Source organism: Nocardia sp. CA-151230 (assembly GCF_050942175.1).
Classification (GTDB): Bacteria; Actinomycetota; Actinomycetes; order Mycobacteriales; family Mycobacteriaceae; genus Nocardia.
Window position 1 is genome coordinate 4,536,555 of the sequence record NZ_CP192061.1, and the last position, 16,895, is coordinate 4,553,449.

Consider the following 16,895-nt stretch of genomic DNA (forward strand, 5'->3'; position numbering starts at 1 on the left):
AGGGGCCGTTGGTCCTCGTTACGGTGCTACAGGACCCTTGGCCCGGCGCCCGGACGCACGCACGCTGAAGCCGTGGACGACAACATGCAGCCCGCGCCGCTGATCGACGCGCGGCGCCATGACGCGGTGATCTTCGATATGGACGGCGTGGTGACCGACAGCGCCCGCGTCCACGCGGCGGCCTGGAAGGAGATGTTCGACGACTTCCTCGCGCATCGGGCGCCTGCCCCGGGCGAGAACCTGTCGCCGTTCACCGACGACGACTACCTGCGGTGGGTGGACGGTGAACCGCGCTATCGGGGAGTGTCCGATTTCCTTGCCGCACGCGGCATTTCGCTACCCGAGGGCGATCCCGACGACGCCGAGGACGCGGGAACGGTGTGCGCGCTCGGCAACCGCAAGGACCGGTTGTTCCTCCAACGGCTCGCCCGCGACGGCGTCCCCGCGTTCGACTCCACCGTGGCCCTGGTGCGGCGCCTGCAGACGGCGGGAATCGGTGTCGCGGTGTTTTCCGCCAGTCGCAACTGCGCCGACGTGCTGCGGGCCGCCGGTATCGGAGACCTGTTCGCGGTGCGGGTGGACGGCATCGTGGCGGCGGAGCTGGGGCTGGCGGGCAAGCCCGACCCGGCGATGCTGCGCGAGGCCGCGCGCCGGCTGGGCGCGGAGCCGGAACGGACCGTCGTCGTCGAGGACGCGGAGGCCGGTGTCGCGGCGGGCCGGGCCGGCGGATTCGGTCTGGTGATCGGCGTCGACCGGGGCGGGCACGGCGATCGGCTGGCCGAGCGCGGGGCCGACGTGGTGGTGCCGGACCTCGATCGGGTGCGGCTGCGCAATGGTTTCCGGCGGATGTCGGAGGTGGCGGAGGCGGTCGCGGGGCGGCTCGGTGATCTGCTCGACACCGAAAAGGCTTGCGTCCTGCTCGATTTCGACGGCACGCTGTCGGCCATCGTCCCCGATCCGGCGGCCGCGAGCCTGGTGGAGGGCGGCGCGGCGGCGCTGACGCGGCTCGCGGCGCAGTGCCCGGTCGCCATTGTCAGCGGGCGTGAGTTGGCGGATCTGCGCGACCGGGTCGGTGTCGACGGTCTCTGGTATGCCGGGTGTCACGGCTTCGAATTACAGGCCCCGGACGGCACGACGTACGTGCACGATGCCGCTCCGGGCGCGGAGCGCGCGCTGGCGGCGGCAGCGGAGGAGCTGGTGCGGTCGCTGAGCGCGATCGAGGGGATTCTGGTGGAGCACAAGCGCTTCGCGGTCGCGGTGCACTATCGGCGGGTCGCCCCGGAACACGTCGACGCGGTGACGGCCGCCGTGCACGCGCAGGCGCACCAGCGCGGCTTGCGCGTGACGGGCGGACGCAAGGTGGTCGAACTGCGGCCGGACATGGACTGGGACAAGGGCACTGCGCTGCGGTGGATCCTCGGCCACCTCGTCACGCCGATGCTGCCGATCTACGTCGGCGACGACCTCACCGACGAGGACGCCTTCGACGCCGTGGAGGCCGAGGGTATTTCGATCGTGGTCCGCCACGACGAGAACGGCGACCGGCGGACCGCCGCCCGCTTCGCGCTGCCCGGGCCCGAGGGCGTGCGCTCCTTCCTCGACGATCTGGCCGTCCTGCTGGCCGCCGAATCCGCTGGGGTCGTGTCGGATTCGTGGGTGTTCGCCTTCGACGGGTACGACCCGGCGCACGAGCGGCTGCGGGAGGCGCTGTGCACCGTCGGAAACGGATATCTCGCCACCCGCGGGGCCGCGCCGGAGTGCGCGGCGGGAGAGCACCACTACCCGGGTACCTATGTCGCCGGTATCTACAACCGGCTCTTCGATCAGATCGCGGGTCGCACGGTCGACAACGAGAGCCTGGTGAACCTGCCGAACTGGCTGCCGGTCACGTTCCGCATCGGCGACGGCGACTGGCTCGACATCGACGCCGTCGAATTGCTGTCCTATCGCCAGGAATTCGATCTGCGCCGGGCAGTCCTGCTGCGGCAATTCCGCTTCCGGGACGGCACCGGTCGCATCACCGCGGTCCGGCAACGGCGGTTCGCGGCCATGCACGCGCCGCACCTGTGCGCGCTCGAGACCGCGGTGACCGCCGAGAACTGGTCGGGGACAGTGGTCTTCCGCTCGACGGTGGACGGCGCGGTGAACAACAGTTTGGTGGCGCGGTATCGGGACCTGTCGGGGGACCACCTCGAGCGGGTCTCGGCGCGGGAGCTGTCACCGGAATCGGTGCTGGTGGTGGCGCGCACCGGGCAATCCCGGATTCCGGTTGCGACCGCGGCGCGCGGCACGCTGCACCGAGAGGGTGTGAAGCTGTGTCCCGCTACGGAACTGGTCGAGAGCGACGGGTCGATCGGGCACGACCACGGCGTCGCGATGGCCGAGGGGGACACCGTCGTGCTGGAGAAGATCGCGGCCGTGGTCACCGGCCGCGACCACGCCGTCTCGGCCCCGGACGACGAGGCCGCGCGCGCACTGCGCAGTGCCGGCGGGTTCGCCGACCTGCTCGAATCGCACACGGCGGCCTGGGAACACCTCTGGGATCGGCTCCGAATAGATCTGGGCGGCGGTGAGCACGCGACCCGGGTGCTCCGGTTGCACCTGCTGCATCTGGTGCAGACCCTCTCGCCGCACACCGCCGATCTGGACGTCGGGGTCCCCGCGCGGGGTCTGCACGGCGAGGCCTATCGGGGGCACGTCTTCTGGGACGAGCTGTTCGTGCATCCGGTTCTGAGTCCTCGCTTCCCGCGACTCGCACGCGGTCTGCTGCGGTACCGATACCGGCGGTTGCCCGAGGCGCGTCGCGCGGCGGCCGCTGTCGGGTTGTCCGGGGCGATGTTTCCGTGGCAGTCCGCCTCGGATGGCCGTGAGGAAAGCCAGCTCATGCATCTGAATCCGCTGTCGGGGCATTGGAATCCGGATCCGAGCCCGCGCGCCCACCATATCGGCAGTGCCATCGCCTACAACGTCTGGCAGTACTTCCAGGCGACGGGCGACCTCGAATTCCTCACCGACTACGGCGCCGAGCTCATGGTGGAGATCGCCCGGTACTGGGCGAGCCTGGCCGACTACGACCCGCGTCACGACCGGTATCACCTGCGCGGGGTCATCGGGCCCGACGAATTCCACACCGGCTCGCCGAGCGCACCGGGATCCGGCGTGGACGACAATGCCTACACGAATGTGATGGCGGTGTGGACGTTGCTGCGGGCGCGCGACGCGCTGGAACGGCTGACGCCCCGCGCACGGGCGGAACTGCTCGAATCGCTGCGTGTCTCACCGGTGGAACTGACGCGGTGGGAGCATGTCGGGCGGCGGATGTACGTGCCCTTCCACGACGAGGTCATCAGCCAGTTCGACGGTTACGAGCAATTGGCCGAACTCGATTGGAACGGCTACCGGCAGCGCTACGGCGAGATCCAGCGGCTCGATCGCATCCTCGAGGCCGAGGGCGACGACGTCAACCGCTACCGGGCCGGCAAACAGGCCGATGTCCTGATGCTGTTCTATCTGTTCTCCGCCGACGAATTGCGGGAGGTGCTCGGACACCTCGGCTATGACCTGCCCGGGGAGATGATTCCGCGGACGATCGACTACTACCTGGCCCGCACGTCGCATGGTTCGACACTGAGCGCGCTGGTCCACGCCTGGGTGCTGGCCCGCGCGAATCGGGCGCGGGCGATGGAATTCTTCGACCGGGTCCTGGACTCCGATATCGCCGATATCCAGGGCGGAACCACGCAGGAGGGAATCCACCTCGGCGCCATGGCCGGAACCATCGATCTGGTCCAGCGATGCTTCACCGGAATGGAGATCCGGGCCGATCGCCTCATCTTCAACCCCTGCTGGCCCGACGAGCTGGGGGAGCTGCGCTTCTCGATCGTCTACCGCGGGCACCGGCTCGCGATCAGGGTCAGCGCCTCCGATCTGGAGGTCGCCGCCGATCCGGGCGTGGCAGACCCGGTGGAGATCCACTACGACGGGTTCACCGAGCTGCTGCCGGCGGGGGCGACGATCCGAATGCCGGTGAGCCGCAAGGCATCCGATCCGGATCAGCTCACGACCGCAGCTGATTGACGCCCCATCGGGCCAGCCCGATCGCGACGGCCAGGTATTCGACGAGCGCGAGATATACCAGCACCGCGCCGTAGAGCCGAGCCCAGAGGGAGATGTAATCGGTGGCAGCGGGAACCGCGACCACCATCGCCGCGCCGAGGACCAGGGCCACGGTCGCCACGGCATGAGGAAGTGCGGGAGGATTCATAGCCGCAAGTTTTGTCGGTGCTCGCGCGAATCAGCAGGGCCGATGTTCCCGACACCGGTGGGACCAACGGCGGCTGAGGTCTCACATCGCCCGGACCGGCCGCCGTACAGAGGGGTCTTTGGTCCTCACACCGAGGACGATCGCCCGCAGAGGGCGGTCAGGTCCCATTTCTACCGTGAGAGTACGAGCCCCTCCCCGGGCGCCGACGATTTCACCTCACCCCGGAGGTCAGGATGACACACCAGGAACTCGACGATCCGCATCGGCTGGCCTCGGCGCCCGTAGTGGTCGGCGTGGACAACTCGGAAGGTTCGGCACGGGCGGTGCACTGGGCCGCGAACTACGCCGCACAGCGGCAGCGGCGACTGCACATCGTCCACGGCCTGGATCTGGTGGCGGTCAGCCGTGGCGTCGGTCCCTACTCGGTGGCGGCGCCGTCGCTGGCCGAGGCCGTCAAGGCCGCCGGTGCGGCGGCCATCGCCCGGGCCCGGCTGGCCGCCGGCAACTACGAGCCGGAACTGACGGTCTCGTCCGCGGTGTCGACCGACAGTCCGGCCCGGGTGCTGATCGATCTCAGCGACTCCGCCTTCGTGGTGGTGATCGGGGCGACCGGGACGGCCGGCACGCTCTCGCATCTGGGATCCACCCTGTTCTCGGTGACCAGTCACACCCGGGGCGCGGTGGTCGTGGTGCGGCCGGATCCCGACGCGGCCAATGCCGTTCGCGGCTCGGGTCCGGTCGTGGTGGGCGTGGACGGCAGCCGCGTGAGCGAGGCCGCGATCGGCGCGGCGTTCGCCGAAGCCTCCGAACGGGGGGTGGGATTGGTCGCCGTCCACGTCTTCAGCGATTGGGACACCGGGCAATTCGCCGACGAGGTGATCCCGGTCGTGACCGCGGAGCTGGCCGGCGTCGAGGAGGCCGTCCTGGCCGAGCGGCTGGCCGGCTGGCAGGAGAAGTATCCGGATGTCGAGGTGACCCGCGAGGTGTTCGCCTCCGGGCCCGCCGCGCGGCTGGCGGAGCTGTCGAAGACCGCGCAGCTGGTCGTGGTCGGCAACCGTGGTCGTGGCGGATTCATGGGAATGCTGCTCGGATCCACCGCCCATTCCCTGGTGCAGCACGCGCACTGCCCGGTGATGGTCGTGCACGCCGATGACGAGGAGACGAAGCGATGACACTGACCATGCCCGGCGCCGGCACCGGAATCCGGGACGATCTGATCGATCTGGACGCGTGGTGGCGGGCCGCCAACTATCTGGCCGCCGGGCAGATCTACCTCATGGACAACCCGCTGCTCACCGAGAAGCTGCGGCCCGAGCACATCAAGCAGCGGCTGATCGGCCACTGGGGAACCGTGCCCGGGGTGACCCTGACCTACGCCCACCTCAATCGGGTCATCATGCGGACCGGGCAGCAGATGCTGTTCGTGCTGGGCCCCGGCCACGGTGCGGCGGCGCTCACCGCCGCGACCTGGCTCGAGGGCACCTATTCGCTGCGGCACCCGGAGGTCGGCCAGAACCTGGCCGGGATGCGAGAACTGTTCCGGCAGTTCTCCTTCCCGGGTGGTGTGCCCAGCCATGCCTCACCGCATCTGCCGGGTTCCATCCACGAGGGCGGCGAACTGGGCTATTCGCTCGCCCATGCCACCGGCGCGGCGCTGGACAATCCGAATCTGGTGGTGGCGTGCATGATCGGTGACGGCGAGGCCGAAACCGGGGCCCTGGCCACCAGCTGGCACGGGTCGCTGTTCCTGGACCGCGTCACCGACGGTACGGTGCTGCCGATCCTGCACCTCAACGGCTACAAGATCGCGAATCCGACGCTGCTGGGGCGCATGTCGCGCCGGGAGCTCGACGCCATGCTCAGCGCGCAGGGCTGGGAGCCGATGTATGTCGAGGGCGACAATCCGGCCGAGGTCCACGATCGGTATGCGACCGTGCTCGACGAGGCGATGGAGCGGATCCGGGAGATTCGCGAGTTCGCCGAGCACGGCCTGGGTCCGCGCGACCCCTGCCGTCCGATGATCGTGTTGTCGACTCCGAAGGGGTGGACCGGACCGATGATGGTGGACGGCGTCCGCGTCGAGGGCACCTTCCGGGCGCACCAGGTGCCGTTGCCGGGCGTGCGGGAGAATCCGGAACACCTTGCGCAACTGGAGGACTGGTTGCGGTCCTATCGGCCCGAGGAGCTCTTCGACGACGAGGGCCGTCCGGTGGACCGGATCGCGCGCCTGCATCCCGAGCACATGCAGATGAGCGCCAATCGCGCCGCGCACGGTCACGACAGCGCCGACCTGCAACTGCCGTGCCCGACCGACTACGCACTCGAATTCCCTACGCCCGGAACCGAATCGGCGGAGGCGACGCGAGTGCTGGGCGGGTATCTGCGCGACGCGCTGGTCGCGAATCCGCGCAATCTGCTGTTCTTCTCGCCGGACGAGCACACCTCCAATCGCCTGGACGCCGTTCTCGAGGTCACCGGCCGGCGCTGGCGCGCCAGGCGGATCGCGGGCGACGATCGGCTGTCCCCGGACGGCCGCGTCTTCGAGGTGCTGTCGGAGCATCTGTGTCAGGGCTGGCTGGAGGGTTATCTGCTGACCGGCAGGCACGGTGTGTTCTCCACCTACGAGGCCTTCGCGCACATCATCGACTCGATGGTGGTGCAACACGCCAAATGGCTGCACATGGCGGCGGAATTCCCCTGGCGCGAGCCGATTCCCAGCCTGAACTACCTGATCACCTCGCACGTGTGGCGGCAGGATCACAACGGTGCGTCGCATCAGGATCCCGGATTCATCGACCATGTGCTCAGCAAGCGGCCCGAGGTCAGCCGGGTGTACCTGCCGCCGGACGCCAACTGCCTGCTGTACGTCTTCGATCACTGTCTGCGCAGCCGCGGCCGGGTCAATGTCGTGGTCGCCGGGAAGCAGCCCGCGTTGCAATACCTCGACGACGACGCGGCGCGGCTGCACTGCGAGCAGGGTCTGGGCGTCTGGCATTGGGCGAGTTCGGATTCCGATCGTCCCGCCGAGGTCGTGCTGGCCTGTGCCGGGGACGTCCCCACCCAGGAAGCCCTGGCCGCCGGGGCGCTGCTGCGAGAACTCGTGCCGGACTTGGCGATCCGTTTCGTCAACGTGGTGGACCTGGCCCGCCTGTTCCCGCCGGATCGCCATCCGCACGGGATCTCCGACGAGGAATACCGTTCCCTGTTCACCGACGCGCCGGTGATCTTCGCCTTCCACGGCTACCCCTGGCTCATCCACCGCATCGCCTACCGCCGCCCCGGCCACGACGTCATGCACGTCCACGGATTCACCGACAACGGCACCACCACAACACCTTTCAGCATGTGCGCCATGAACGGCATCGACCGCTTCACCCTGGCGGCCGCCGCCCTCGCCGAGGTGCCGCGCCTGTCCGAACAACTCGCCCCGCTCACCGAAGAGCTCACGGCACGCCGTGAGGCCGCCGACGCCTACGCCCGCCGCTACGGCGTAGATCAACCGGAGATCGCCGACTGGCGCTGGCCCGTCTAGCCCGGGCCGCCCGCTGCACCGAATCGCGCCATCGGCAAGCGAGAGGTGCAGCGGGGCGTGCGCGGGGGTGTACGTCGCGTAGGTGGCACACTAGGTTACTGAACAGTTGCCCAGTCTGTTTCTCTCGCTTCGGCCGGTCGGTTGGTCTTGTAACCCCCCCGGGTGGGGCTTGCGCAGTGGCTCATGTGAATGCGCTGATCAGTCATGTTAATCGAAGTAACACATATCACCCCCTAATCGGCGGCCGGGCCGATGAATATCGGCGGCGCGCTCGATAGGGTTCCAATCAGCCACTACAGCAGGAGTTTTCGATCCCGGGTTGTGTCACGCGGAGAGGATCGAGGAGATGTGAGCCGCTCACTCCCTTCGCGGCGGCTCACGGTCGTCCCGCGGGTTGCCTGCAACGATCCCGGTGACGACGTCAAGGTCGACGCTCGGGTGCGGCAGGTCAGCTGCCTGCCCGGGCGTCGGCCCCGCCCGGCGCCGGAACTCCTGGCGGTCAGCGGTTTCGCCGATATGACGGTGCCGGGGCGACTCGGCCGGCGAGGGTGAGTATGTCCGCTACCGCGCGGCGAGGGGTGGGAGGAGGTAGGTGGGTGTCGGTCGGTGGGGTGCCGATGCGGACCACTGCCTGTGGAATGCCGGGGCTGCAGATCATGCCGGTGAGAGCGACGGCGCGCGCCGCCACCTCGACCATCGTCGTGATTGCCGCCGGATCGGGCACGGCCGACCGCGCACACCTTCGTCGCCGCTCATGCCGAAGGTCTGTGCTCTTCCGGCAGCTCGGACATGCGGCGGTTGCTCCTGCGCCGCAGGGCATCTGGTCCCTGTTGTGCGCTGTGGGGTTGTTCGGCAACGCAGCCGGCAGGGTGCTCGTCGAGGGCCCGATACCTAGGGGCAATGGTCATCTCGAATACGACCTGTCGACTCTGCTGAGCTTCCGGTGGCTGCGCCAGGCTCGGGAGTGCCGACCGGAGAGGACCGATCCCATGACCACCGCCCGTGCCTTCATCACCGCCGCCGTCTTCCTCTGGCTGGGGATGGTGCTGGCCATCTCGTTCATCGAGGCGCCACTGAAGTTCCGCGCCCCGAATGTCACCCTCGCTATCGGACTCGGCATCGGCCGCTTGGTCTTCCGTGCCCTCAACGGTGTCGAATCCCTGCTCGCCATCCTCGTCCTGACCGCTGTCTGGGCCGATCCCCCCGGTATTGCGACGACCGGTGCCCTCGCCGTCGCGATCGGCGCGCTGGTGCTGCAGCTGGTCTTCGTGCGCCCCCGGCTGACCCGGCGCAGCGACGCGGTGCTGGCGGGGCACGAGGGGCCACGATCGCGCGCGCACTACGCCTATGTCGGCCTCGAGGCCCTGAAGGCGATCGCCCTTCTCAGTGGCGGCGTGCTCGCCCTGGACAGCGCGATGCGGTGACTTCGCGCGCTACGGTGCTGTGATGGGTGATGCCACAGGGCGGTGGCTGCCCGGGACCCGCCAGTTCCGGGGTTACCAGCGCGGCTGGCTGCGGACCGACGCCGTGGCCGGGGTCACCGTGGCGGCCTATCTGATTCCGCAGGTGATGGCGTATGCGACGGTGGCCGGTCTGGCGCCGATCGCGGGTCTGTGGGCGGTGCTCGGCCCGCTGGCCGTCTATGTGGTGCTGGGGACTTCACGGCTGCTGTCGGTCGGGCCGGAATCGACGACCGCGCTCATGACGGCGGTGGCGCTGGCGCCGCTGGCCGCGGGTGACGCCACCCGATACGCCGCGTTGGCCGCGGCGCTCGCGCTGCTGGTCGGAGCCTGCTGTGTGGCCGGCGCGGTGACCCGGCTGGGGGTATTGGCCGACCTGCTGTCGAAGCCGGTACTGGTCGGCTACCTGGCCGGGACGGCAGGAATCATGATCGTGGGCCAGCTCGGCCGGGTCGGCCGGGTGAGCGTGACAGGGGAGTCCATCCCCGATCAACTGCGGTCCTTCGCGGCGCATGTCGACGAATTGCATTGGCCCACCGTGTGTCTGGCCGGCGGCACCCTGGCCGTGCTGCTGCTGGCGGCGTGGCGGGCGCCGCAGCTGCCGGGGCCGCTGGTGGCGGTGCTGGGCGCGACAGCGGTGGTGGCGGTGTTCTCGTTGCGGGAAAGCGGGATTCGTGTGGTGGGTGAGATCCCGTCCGGGCTGCCGGTTCCCGGCGTACCGCACGTCGCGGCCGCGGACCTGGCCAAGCTGCTGCTGCCCGCGGTCGGGATCGCCCTGGTCGGATTCTCCGACATGGTCCTGACCGCCCGCGCGTTCGCGGCCCGGCACGGCCTGGCCATCGACGCGAACCGCGAACTGCTCGCCATGGGCGCGACCAACCTGACCGCCGGTGTCTCGCAGGGATTTCCGGTCAGCTGCAGTGGCAGCCGGACGAGCATCGCCGACGCCGCGGGTGCGCGTACCCAGCTGTATGCCCTAGGGGTGCTGCTGACGGTGCTCGCCGTCTTGTTCTGGGGGCGGACCGTGCTCGCCGCGTTCCCGGCCGCCGCGCTGGGCGCGCTGGTCATCTACGCCGCGCTGCGGCTGATCGACCTGCCGGAGTTCCGGCGCCTGGCGCGATTCCGTCGCAGCGAGCTGGTGCTCGCGCTCAGCACGGCTGTCGCCGTGCTGGCGGTCGGTGTCCTGTACGGGATCCTCATCGCCGTCGGCCTGTCGATCCTGGACCTGCTGCGCCGGGTGGCCCGCGCCCACGATGCGATCCAGGGCTTCGTCACTGGTCTGGCCGGCATGCACGACATCGACGACTACCCGGAGGCCACGACCGTGCCCGGACTGGTGGTCTACCGATACGACGCCCCCCTGTGCTTCGCCAACGCCGAGGATTTCCGCCGCCGCGCGCTGGCGGCCGTCGATACCGCTGCCGTAACGGCCCCGGTCCGCTGGTTCGTCCTCAACGCCGAGGCCAATGTCGAGGTCGATCTGACCGCGCTGGACGCTGTCGACCAGCTTCGTACCGAATTGGCCTCCCGTGGAGTGGTTTTCGCGATGGCGAGGGTCAAGAAGGATCTGCGCGCGGCGCTCGACGCGGCCGGGCTCACCGCCCGTATCGGCGCCGATCGCCTGTTTCCGACGCTGCCGACCGCACTGGCGGCCTATCGGCGCCAGACCGGCGACCTCGGACCGGCGGATCAGTGACTTTCGGCCGTCACCGTGCGGCCCCGGACGCGAGATGCTGAACGGGGCACACAAGAAACTCCAGGGACGAGGTGCGGGGCCATGTCACACAATTGCTCACTGCCGTGGCGGGTGTGGCGGATGCGGCCGTGGAACACGAATCCGCTCATGCGGGCATCCGACCGCTGGGCATCGGTGCTGCACGTGCTGGTGGTCGTCCTGCTGCTGCTGGCCGTGCCGGTCGCCGCCGCGGTCGGCACCGAGACGTACACCCGCAGCGCCGCCCACATCAGCGTCGCGAATGCTTCGAAGACCACCGTCCACGCGACGGTTCTGACCGTTCCGAAGGAAGTCCAGCCGGCCGGTCCCGCGCAGCCGGCCCGCTTCGAGTCGAAGGTGCAGTGGCAGCGCGACGGGAACCTCGCGACCGGAACGATCGAGATCCGCCGCGACACCAAGGTCGGTGACACGGTGCAGCTCTGGGTCGGGCCCGACGGCCTGGTCGCCGACCCGCCGCGGCAACCAGAGATGGCGGTGTGGGACGGCGTCGGCACCGGTGTCGCGCTGCTCTTGGGAGCCGGATTCGGAGCACTCGCGCTGCTCTGGTGCGTCTCGCAGGGGCTGGAACGCCTGCACGCCGCGCGCTGGGAGGCGGAGCTGCGCGCGCTCGGCCGTCCCATCGGCACCTAGTCACCACAGACCATCGGGAGGATACCGATCATGACCGCCGACGCCAGTTCTGTTGCCGGGCAACCGATGTCGCGCATCATCATCGCCGCCGTCGACGGCTCGGCGACCTCGTACCGGGCGGCGGTGTGGGCCGCGGTGGCCGCGGATCTGCACGGCTGCGGACTGCACCTCGTCACCTCCATCTCGCTGCCCGTCGGCGAAATCCCCGGCGAGTTGCTCGGTGACACCGACCTGGAGCTGCTGGACCGGGACGGTCAGCGAATCGTCGGCGAAGCCGGCCGCGCGGTGCGCGCGGCGGCGGGTGCGGCCGTGCCGATCACGACCGAGGTAATTCGCGAACCCATCATCGGCTATCTCCTCGATCAGTCCCGGCACGTGCGTGCGATTGCCGTGGGCAGCCGCGGACTGGGCGCGATCCGGCGCGGACTACTCGGCTCGGTGGCCGACGCGGTCACCCGGCACGCACACTGCCCGGTAGCGGTGATCCACGCGACCGCGGCGGCCGATCCGCTGTCGGCGGAGAAGCCGGTGCTGGTCGGCATCGACGGCTCACCCCACAGCGTGCCCGCAGTGGAATTCGCGTTCCAGGAGGCCTCGGTGCGCAAGGTCGGGGTGACCGCGCTACACGCTTGGACCGATGTTCTCGGCTCATACGTGCCGCTGATCGGCTGGGAGCCGCTGCGTGCGCAGGAGAACGAACTGCTCTCCGAGCGGCTCGCCGGGTTCGGCGAACGCTATCCCGACGTGCCGGTCCGACGCATGCTGATGACGGAACGCCCGGCCCAGGCTCTGCTCCAGGAATCCGAGCACGCGCAATTGGTCGTGATCGGCAGCCGCGGCCGCGGCGGCTTCACGGGCATGCTGCTCGGTTCCACCAGTTCCACCGTGTTGCACAACGTCGAGACCCCGACGGTCGTCGTGCGCGCGTAATCGAGGATCAGGTGTGGTCATGACGGAATTACAGCCGCTGGACGTGGGATTCATCGAACTGGAGGACTCCGACCGGCATATCAGCCTCGGTATCGCCGCCGTGGCGATCCTGGCCGGCGCGCCTCCCGGTCGTGCGGAATTCACGGCGGCGCTGGCCGAGCGGGTCTCGGCCAGCGACCGCCTGCGGCAGCGTGTCCGGCGTGCACCACTGGACCTGGCCGTACCGGTATGGGAGGACGACCCGAATTTCGATCTCGCCCACCATATCCGGTGGAGCGCGCTGCCCGCGCCTGCCGACGAGCCCGCCTTGCGTGAATTCGTCGCCGGCGAGCTGGTGGAGCGCCTGGACCGCGATCATCCGATGTGGGAGTGCGTCGTCATCGACCACCTCGCGGGCGGGCGCTGGGCCGTGATCGTGAAGGCGCACCACAGTCTGGTCGACGGTGTCTCGGGCGTGAACCTGTTCGAAAGCTTCTGTGATGAAACGGAAGTGGAGAGCCGGAAGGGGCCGGCGCCGGACACCGATGCCGCCGGAGACAGGAACTGGTTCGACTGGGCGATCACCGGGCTCCGATTGCCGGTGGAGGTGCCACGCTATGCGTTGGGTCTGGTCCGCAGCCTGGCCCCGGTGGCGGCCGCTCTCGTCTCCACACCCGCGGGCTCCTCGCTCAACGGTCCGATCGGCAGGCAACGGCGCTATGCGATCGCGCGAGCCTCGCTCAGCGAGATCAGGGAGATAGGCCAGGGCTTCGACGCGACGGTCAACGATGTTGTGCTGGCCGCGGTGACATCGGCGTACCGAGCTGTCCTGCTCGGGCGCGGGGAAGAACCCACCGGGAACAGCGTGCGGATCCTCGTCCCGGTGTCGATGCGCGCTGCGGATGCGAAAACGTTTCTCGACAACCGTGTCTCGGCGGTTCTGTCCCTGCTGCCCCTGCATCTCGACGACCCGGTCGAACGGCTCACCACCATCCACCGGCGGATGGCCCGGCACAAGTCCAGCGGGGCGACGCAAGCCGAGAAGTCGCTGCTCGCCCTCGCCGGCCGGCTTCCGTTCGCTCCGGTCGCCTGGGGCATGCGGCTGTGGTCGCATCTGCCACAGCGCGGCGTGACGGCCGTGGCGACCAACGTCCCGGGCCCGCGGCGCACCCTCACCATGCTGGGGCGCGAGGTCCTGGAGCTGATACCGGCCATTCCCATCGCCATGCGCCTGCGCACCGGCATCGCGATCCTGAGCTACGGCGATCGGCTCACCTTCGGCATCACCGGCGACTACGACTCCACTCCGGACCTCGAGGTGCTCGCCGACGGAATCCACAGCGCCATAGCCGAACTGCTCACCGCGGTGCGAGCACGGCCGCAGCGTCCGGTCGGGTAGGCCTGCGGTGCTCGGGGGCCTCTGTCGGACAGCCAGAGGTCCCGCTGCCCGCGGGACCAAGGTCCCGCCCACTGTGCCGTCGGAGGTGGATTGGCGGCGGCGAAAGGCCGTCGGCCGTGGGACTTCGGCTTCTGTCTCGGGTGCCCGGTCGCGGCGGACGATCGGATCGGCGGGCGGATCGACGCGCTCGCGGACGGAGGACACAGTGGTTACGAAGTATGGGAGCCACGGCATCGGGCCAGCGGCCGTGCGGCTGCCGAACAAACTGCGACATGCGTTGGGGGAGTACAGGCCACCGCCCTCGGGTTCGGCGATCGATCCGGCGGCGCCCGCGCCGGCGGTCCCGGCACGCGAGGTGCACGGACGGTGGTTCGCCATGGTGACGGTCGGAGAATTCCTCGGGTTCCTCGCACCGGCACTCGGGGGCACGCTCGTCGCACACGCGAGTGGGGCGGTGGTTGCCGCCGTCATGCTGACGGCGGGAGCCGTCGAAGGTGCTGTCCTCGGGTACTTCCAGGCTCGGGTGTTGCGAACATTGCTGTCCTGTTTGCGAATTCACGAATGGATGGCGGTCACCTCGGCCGGGGCGGTCGCGGCGTGGTCGATCGGGATGCTGCCCATGCTCTACGGCGAACGATTCGGCGCGTGGCCCACGTGGGCACAGGTTCCGGTGACCGTCGCGGGCTCGCTGGTCGTGGTGTCCTCGATCGGCGTCGCGCAGTGGACGGTGTTGCGCCGCTTCAGTGATCGGTCCGCACTATGGATCCTGGCCAACGCGGTGGCATGGATCGGTGGGCTCATCGCCTTCACGGTGGTGGCGCCGCCGCTGTGGCAGCCGGGTCAGCCGCCGCTTCTCACCGCCGCCATCGGTGCGCTGGGCGGTGCGGCCATGGCAGCCGCCATGGCGTGGGTGACCGGCGCCTTCCTGACCCAGGTACTGGCCGACGGGCATCGCCGGACGCCGCGTACGGAGCGCCGATCCTGAAGCCTGGCAACGGATTCCCCCTCGAGACCGTGCTCGACCCTTTGTTCCGAACAGGAGAACGACATGAACCCCGAACCCTCCACCGTCCGTTCCGTCCGACTGCGCGGCGACCTGGACGAACCGCTCTCCCGCTGGCTGTGGCTGGTGAAATGGATCCTCGCGATACCCCACTACATCGTGCTGTTGTTCCTGTGGATCGCCTTCTGGGTGGTCACGGTGGTGGCGTGGTTCGCGATCCTGTTCACCGGGCGCTACCCGCGCCCGCTGTTCGACTTCACCGTGGGTGTGATGCGCTGGTCGTGGCGAGTGCAGTTCTACACCTACGCGGCACTGGGCACCGACCGGTATCCGCCGTTCACCCTGCGGCAGACCGACTACCCGGCAGATCTGGAGATCGATTACCCCGAACAGCTCTCGCGCGGGCTGGCTCTCGTGAAATGGTGGCTGCTCGCCATCCCGCACTATTTGATTCTGGCCGCCCTGTTCGGTGGCGGTGTGATGCTCGGCGGCGACACGGGCAACGACAACGGCACCACCACGATTCCGCTGATCGGCGTGCTGGTACTGATCGCCGCGGTCGCCCTGCTGTTCACCGGCCGCTACCCGCGCGGACTGTTCGGATTCGTCCTCGGCGTGAACCGGTGGTTCTACCGTGTCCTGGCGTATTCGGCGCTGCTGACCGACGACTATCCGCCCTTCCGGCTCGACCAGGGCCCGCGGGAACCGGCCGAGGATGTCGTGCCGTGACAACGAGATTCCCCCGGGTGCCGGAACGCTGGGCAGTCATCGCCGTGCTGCTGGCGGTCGCGGTGGTGCTGGCCGCCGCGGCCCTGGTGGCGATCCTCTGCGATCGCGATGACCAGTCCGCGCCGCCACCACCGGCCACCGTCGCCTCGCCGGCACCGCCGGCCACAGTCGCCTCATCGGCCGGTGCCGACTTCCGCTACGTCCGGCCTTTCCTCGGCCTCGCCGAACACTCGGCCGCTCAACCGCACAGCACGACGGGGCAGGGGGAATGATGCAACAGATCCCGGCTCGTGGAACCGAACAATGCGTCGGTCGCGGAGCTGCGGGGGCGGGTGCCGACCACCAGTAGCTGGGAGTCGTGTCCCGCCTCCGCCAGAACGGTGGCGGGTACGCCGGGAACGGTCACCTCGGTGACCTCGACGTCCGGGTGCGCCAGGCGATGCGGGGCCAGCGCACTCGTCAGGACGGCATTGTCCGCGGCCGTGTGGTCGGCTGCCGGTCCGATCGGCACGATCCGGTTCCCCGCCCGGCAGTGCACGGCGGTCAGCGGCACCGAGAGTGCCTCGGCGAGTTCGAATCCCAGCGCGAGGGCCGCCGTGCTGAGCGGGGTGCCGTCCACACCCACCGTGACCGGCTTCCGCCACGGGATACGACGGCCTGCTCTACCGCGCCATACCGCGACCGGGCATCGCGCGTGGCGCGCGACCTCCATGGTCGTCGGGCCGACCAGCCGCCCATCCCAGGCGGTCTGCGCCCCGACCACCAGGATCCGGGCGTGCGTGCTGAGCGCGATGAGCGCGGGAGCGGCCGCCTCGGGGGTGACCTCGGTGGTGACGGCCAACTCCGGCGCACAGGAACGGACCAGTGCCACAGCGTGTTCGGAGGTGTGCGCGGCGATCTCGTGCCAGCGCACCACCCGGCCGCTCGGGTGAGCGTGCTCCGGCTCGCCGCCGCCGCGGGGAAATCTCGGGGCGCAGGCGATGACGAGCGGCTCGTGGATGGCCGTGGCGAGATACGCGGCCCAGCGGACGGCATTGAGGGAAACCGTCGAGCCGTCCACCCCGGCCACCACGGCGTTGCGATCGTGGTGCGCGTCCATCGTTACCTGCCTCCCGCCCGGCGTATCCGTACGAAACCTGCTCCGACTCTCCGAGAATGACGCGTCACCAGCGATCGCACACGATGCGAGAGACCTCGATCGCGGTGACGTAAGACCATCCGCTCGCAGGATCGG

Annotated in this window: 13 protein-coding genes and 1 pseudogene; 12 read left to right on the plus strand and 2 right to left on the minus strand. The window is 69.4% G+C overall.

What is annotated here, in order from left to right; translation table 11 throughout:
* Nucleotides 1-84 precede the first annotated feature (84 nt).
* The gene (otsB, locus tag ACQP1O_RS21285; protein WP_433567742.1) at nucleotides 85-4,077 is read left to right on the plus strand and encodes a trehalose-phosphatase; all 3,993 of its coding nucleotides are present in this window, start codon (nucleotides 85-87) and stop codon (nucleotides 4,075-4,077) included.
* Here otsB and ACQP1O_RS21290 read toward each other — a convergent pair.
* Nucleotides 4,058-4,264 (minus strand): hypothetical protein, encoded by a 207-nt coding sequence (locus ACQP1O_RS21290; RefSeq protein WP_433567505.1) that lies wholly within the window; start codon nucleotides 4,262-4,264, stop codon nucleotides 4,058-4,060. The genes otsB and ACQP1O_RS21290 overlap by 20 nt on opposite strands.
* A 233-nt stretch (nucleotides 4,265-4,497) precedes the next feature.
* Here ACQP1O_RS21290 and ACQP1O_RS21295 point away from each other — a divergent pair, with 233 nt between their 5' ends.
* From ACQP1O_RS21295 to ACQP1O_RS21345, 11 genes and pseudogenes are all read left to right on the plus strand, one after another.
* Complete coding sequence (locus tag ACQP1O_RS21295; RefSeq protein ID WP_433567506.1) at nucleotides 4,498-5,436, plus strand: universal stress protein; 939 nt, start codon at nucleotides 4,498-4,500, stop codon at nucleotides 5,434-5,436.
* Nucleotides 5,433-7,796, plus strand: coding sequence for a phosphoketolase family protein (locus ACQP1O_RS21300; RefSeq protein WP_433567507.1), 2,364 nt, complete (start codon nucleotides 5,433-5,435; stop codon nucleotides 7,794-7,796). Before ACQP1O_RS21295 ends, ACQP1O_RS21300 begins: the two co-directional genes overlap by 4 nt.
* A gap of 348 nt (nucleotides 7,797-8,144) precedes the next feature.
* The gene (locus tag ACQP1O_RS21305) at nucleotides 8,145-8,348 is read left to right on the plus strand and encodes a hypothetical protein (protein WP_433567508.1); all 204 of its coding nucleotides are present in this window, start codon (nucleotides 8,145-8,147) and stop codon (nucleotides 8,346-8,348) included.
* Between the two features lie 437 nt (nucleotides 8,349-8,785).
* Nucleotides 8,786-9,220 (plus strand): hypothetical protein, encoded by a 435-nt coding sequence (locus ACQP1O_RS21310; protein ID WP_433567743.1) that lies wholly within the window; start codon nucleotides 8,786-8,788, stop codon nucleotides 9,218-9,220.
* Between the two features lie 22 nt (nucleotides 9,221-9,242).
* On the plus strand, nucleotides 9,243-10,952 hold the full coding sequence (locus ACQP1O_RS21315; protein WP_433567509.1) for a SulP family inorganic anion transporter: 1,710 nt from the start codon (nucleotides 9,243-9,245) through the stop codon (nucleotides 10,950-10,952).
* A gap of 81 nt (nucleotides 10,953-11,033) precedes the next feature.
* Nucleotides 11,034-11,621: an Rv1733c family protein gene (locus tag ACQP1O_RS21320; RefSeq protein ID WP_433567510.1), complete on the plus strand. Its 588-nt coding sequence runs from the start codon at nucleotides 11,034-11,036 to the stop codon at nucleotides 11,619-11,621.
* 30 nt (nucleotides 11,622-11,651) lie between these two features.
* Nucleotides 11,652-12,551: a universal stress protein gene (locus tag ACQP1O_RS21325; RefSeq protein ID WP_433567511.1), complete on the plus strand. Its 900-nt coding sequence runs from the start codon at nucleotides 11,652-11,654 to the stop codon at nucleotides 12,549-12,551.
* Nucleotides 12,552-12,570: 19 nt separating this feature from the next.
* Entirely contained in the window at nucleotides 12,571-13,929 is a 1,359-nt protein-coding gene (locus ACQP1O_RS21330) for a wax ester/triacylglycerol synthase family O-acyltransferase (protein ID WP_433567512.1), read from the plus strand.
* Nucleotides 13,930-14,305: 376 nt separating this feature from the next.
* Nucleotides 14,306-14,914 carry a hypothetical protein gene (locus ACQP1O_RS21335; protein ID WP_433567513.1) on the plus strand — a complete coding sequence of 203 codons (609 nt, stop codon included), beginning with the start codon at nucleotides 14,306-14,308 and terminating at the stop codon, nucleotides 14,912-14,914.
* 75 nt (nucleotides 14,915-14,989) lie between these two features.
* A pseudogene (locus tag ACQP1O_RS21340) lies at nucleotides 14,990-15,661 on the plus strand (DUF4389 domain-containing protein); the annotation flags it as partial.
* Complete coding sequence (locus ACQP1O_RS21345) at nucleotides 15,658-15,933, plus strand: hypothetical protein (RefSeq protein WP_433567514.1); 276 nt, start codon at nucleotides 15,658-15,660, stop codon at nucleotides 15,931-15,933. The pseudogene ACQP1O_RS21340 and the gene ACQP1O_RS21345, both read left to right, overlap by 4 nt.
* Here ACQP1O_RS21345 and ACQP1O_RS21350 read toward each other — a convergent pair.
* Complete coding sequence (locus ACQP1O_RS21350; RefSeq protein ID WP_433567515.1) at nucleotides 15,900-16,760, minus strand: universal stress protein; 861 nt, start codon at nucleotides 16,758-16,760, stop codon at nucleotides 15,900-15,902. The genes ACQP1O_RS21345 and ACQP1O_RS21350 overlap by 34 nt on opposite strands.
* Nucleotides 16,761-16,895: the final 135 nt, after the last annotated feature.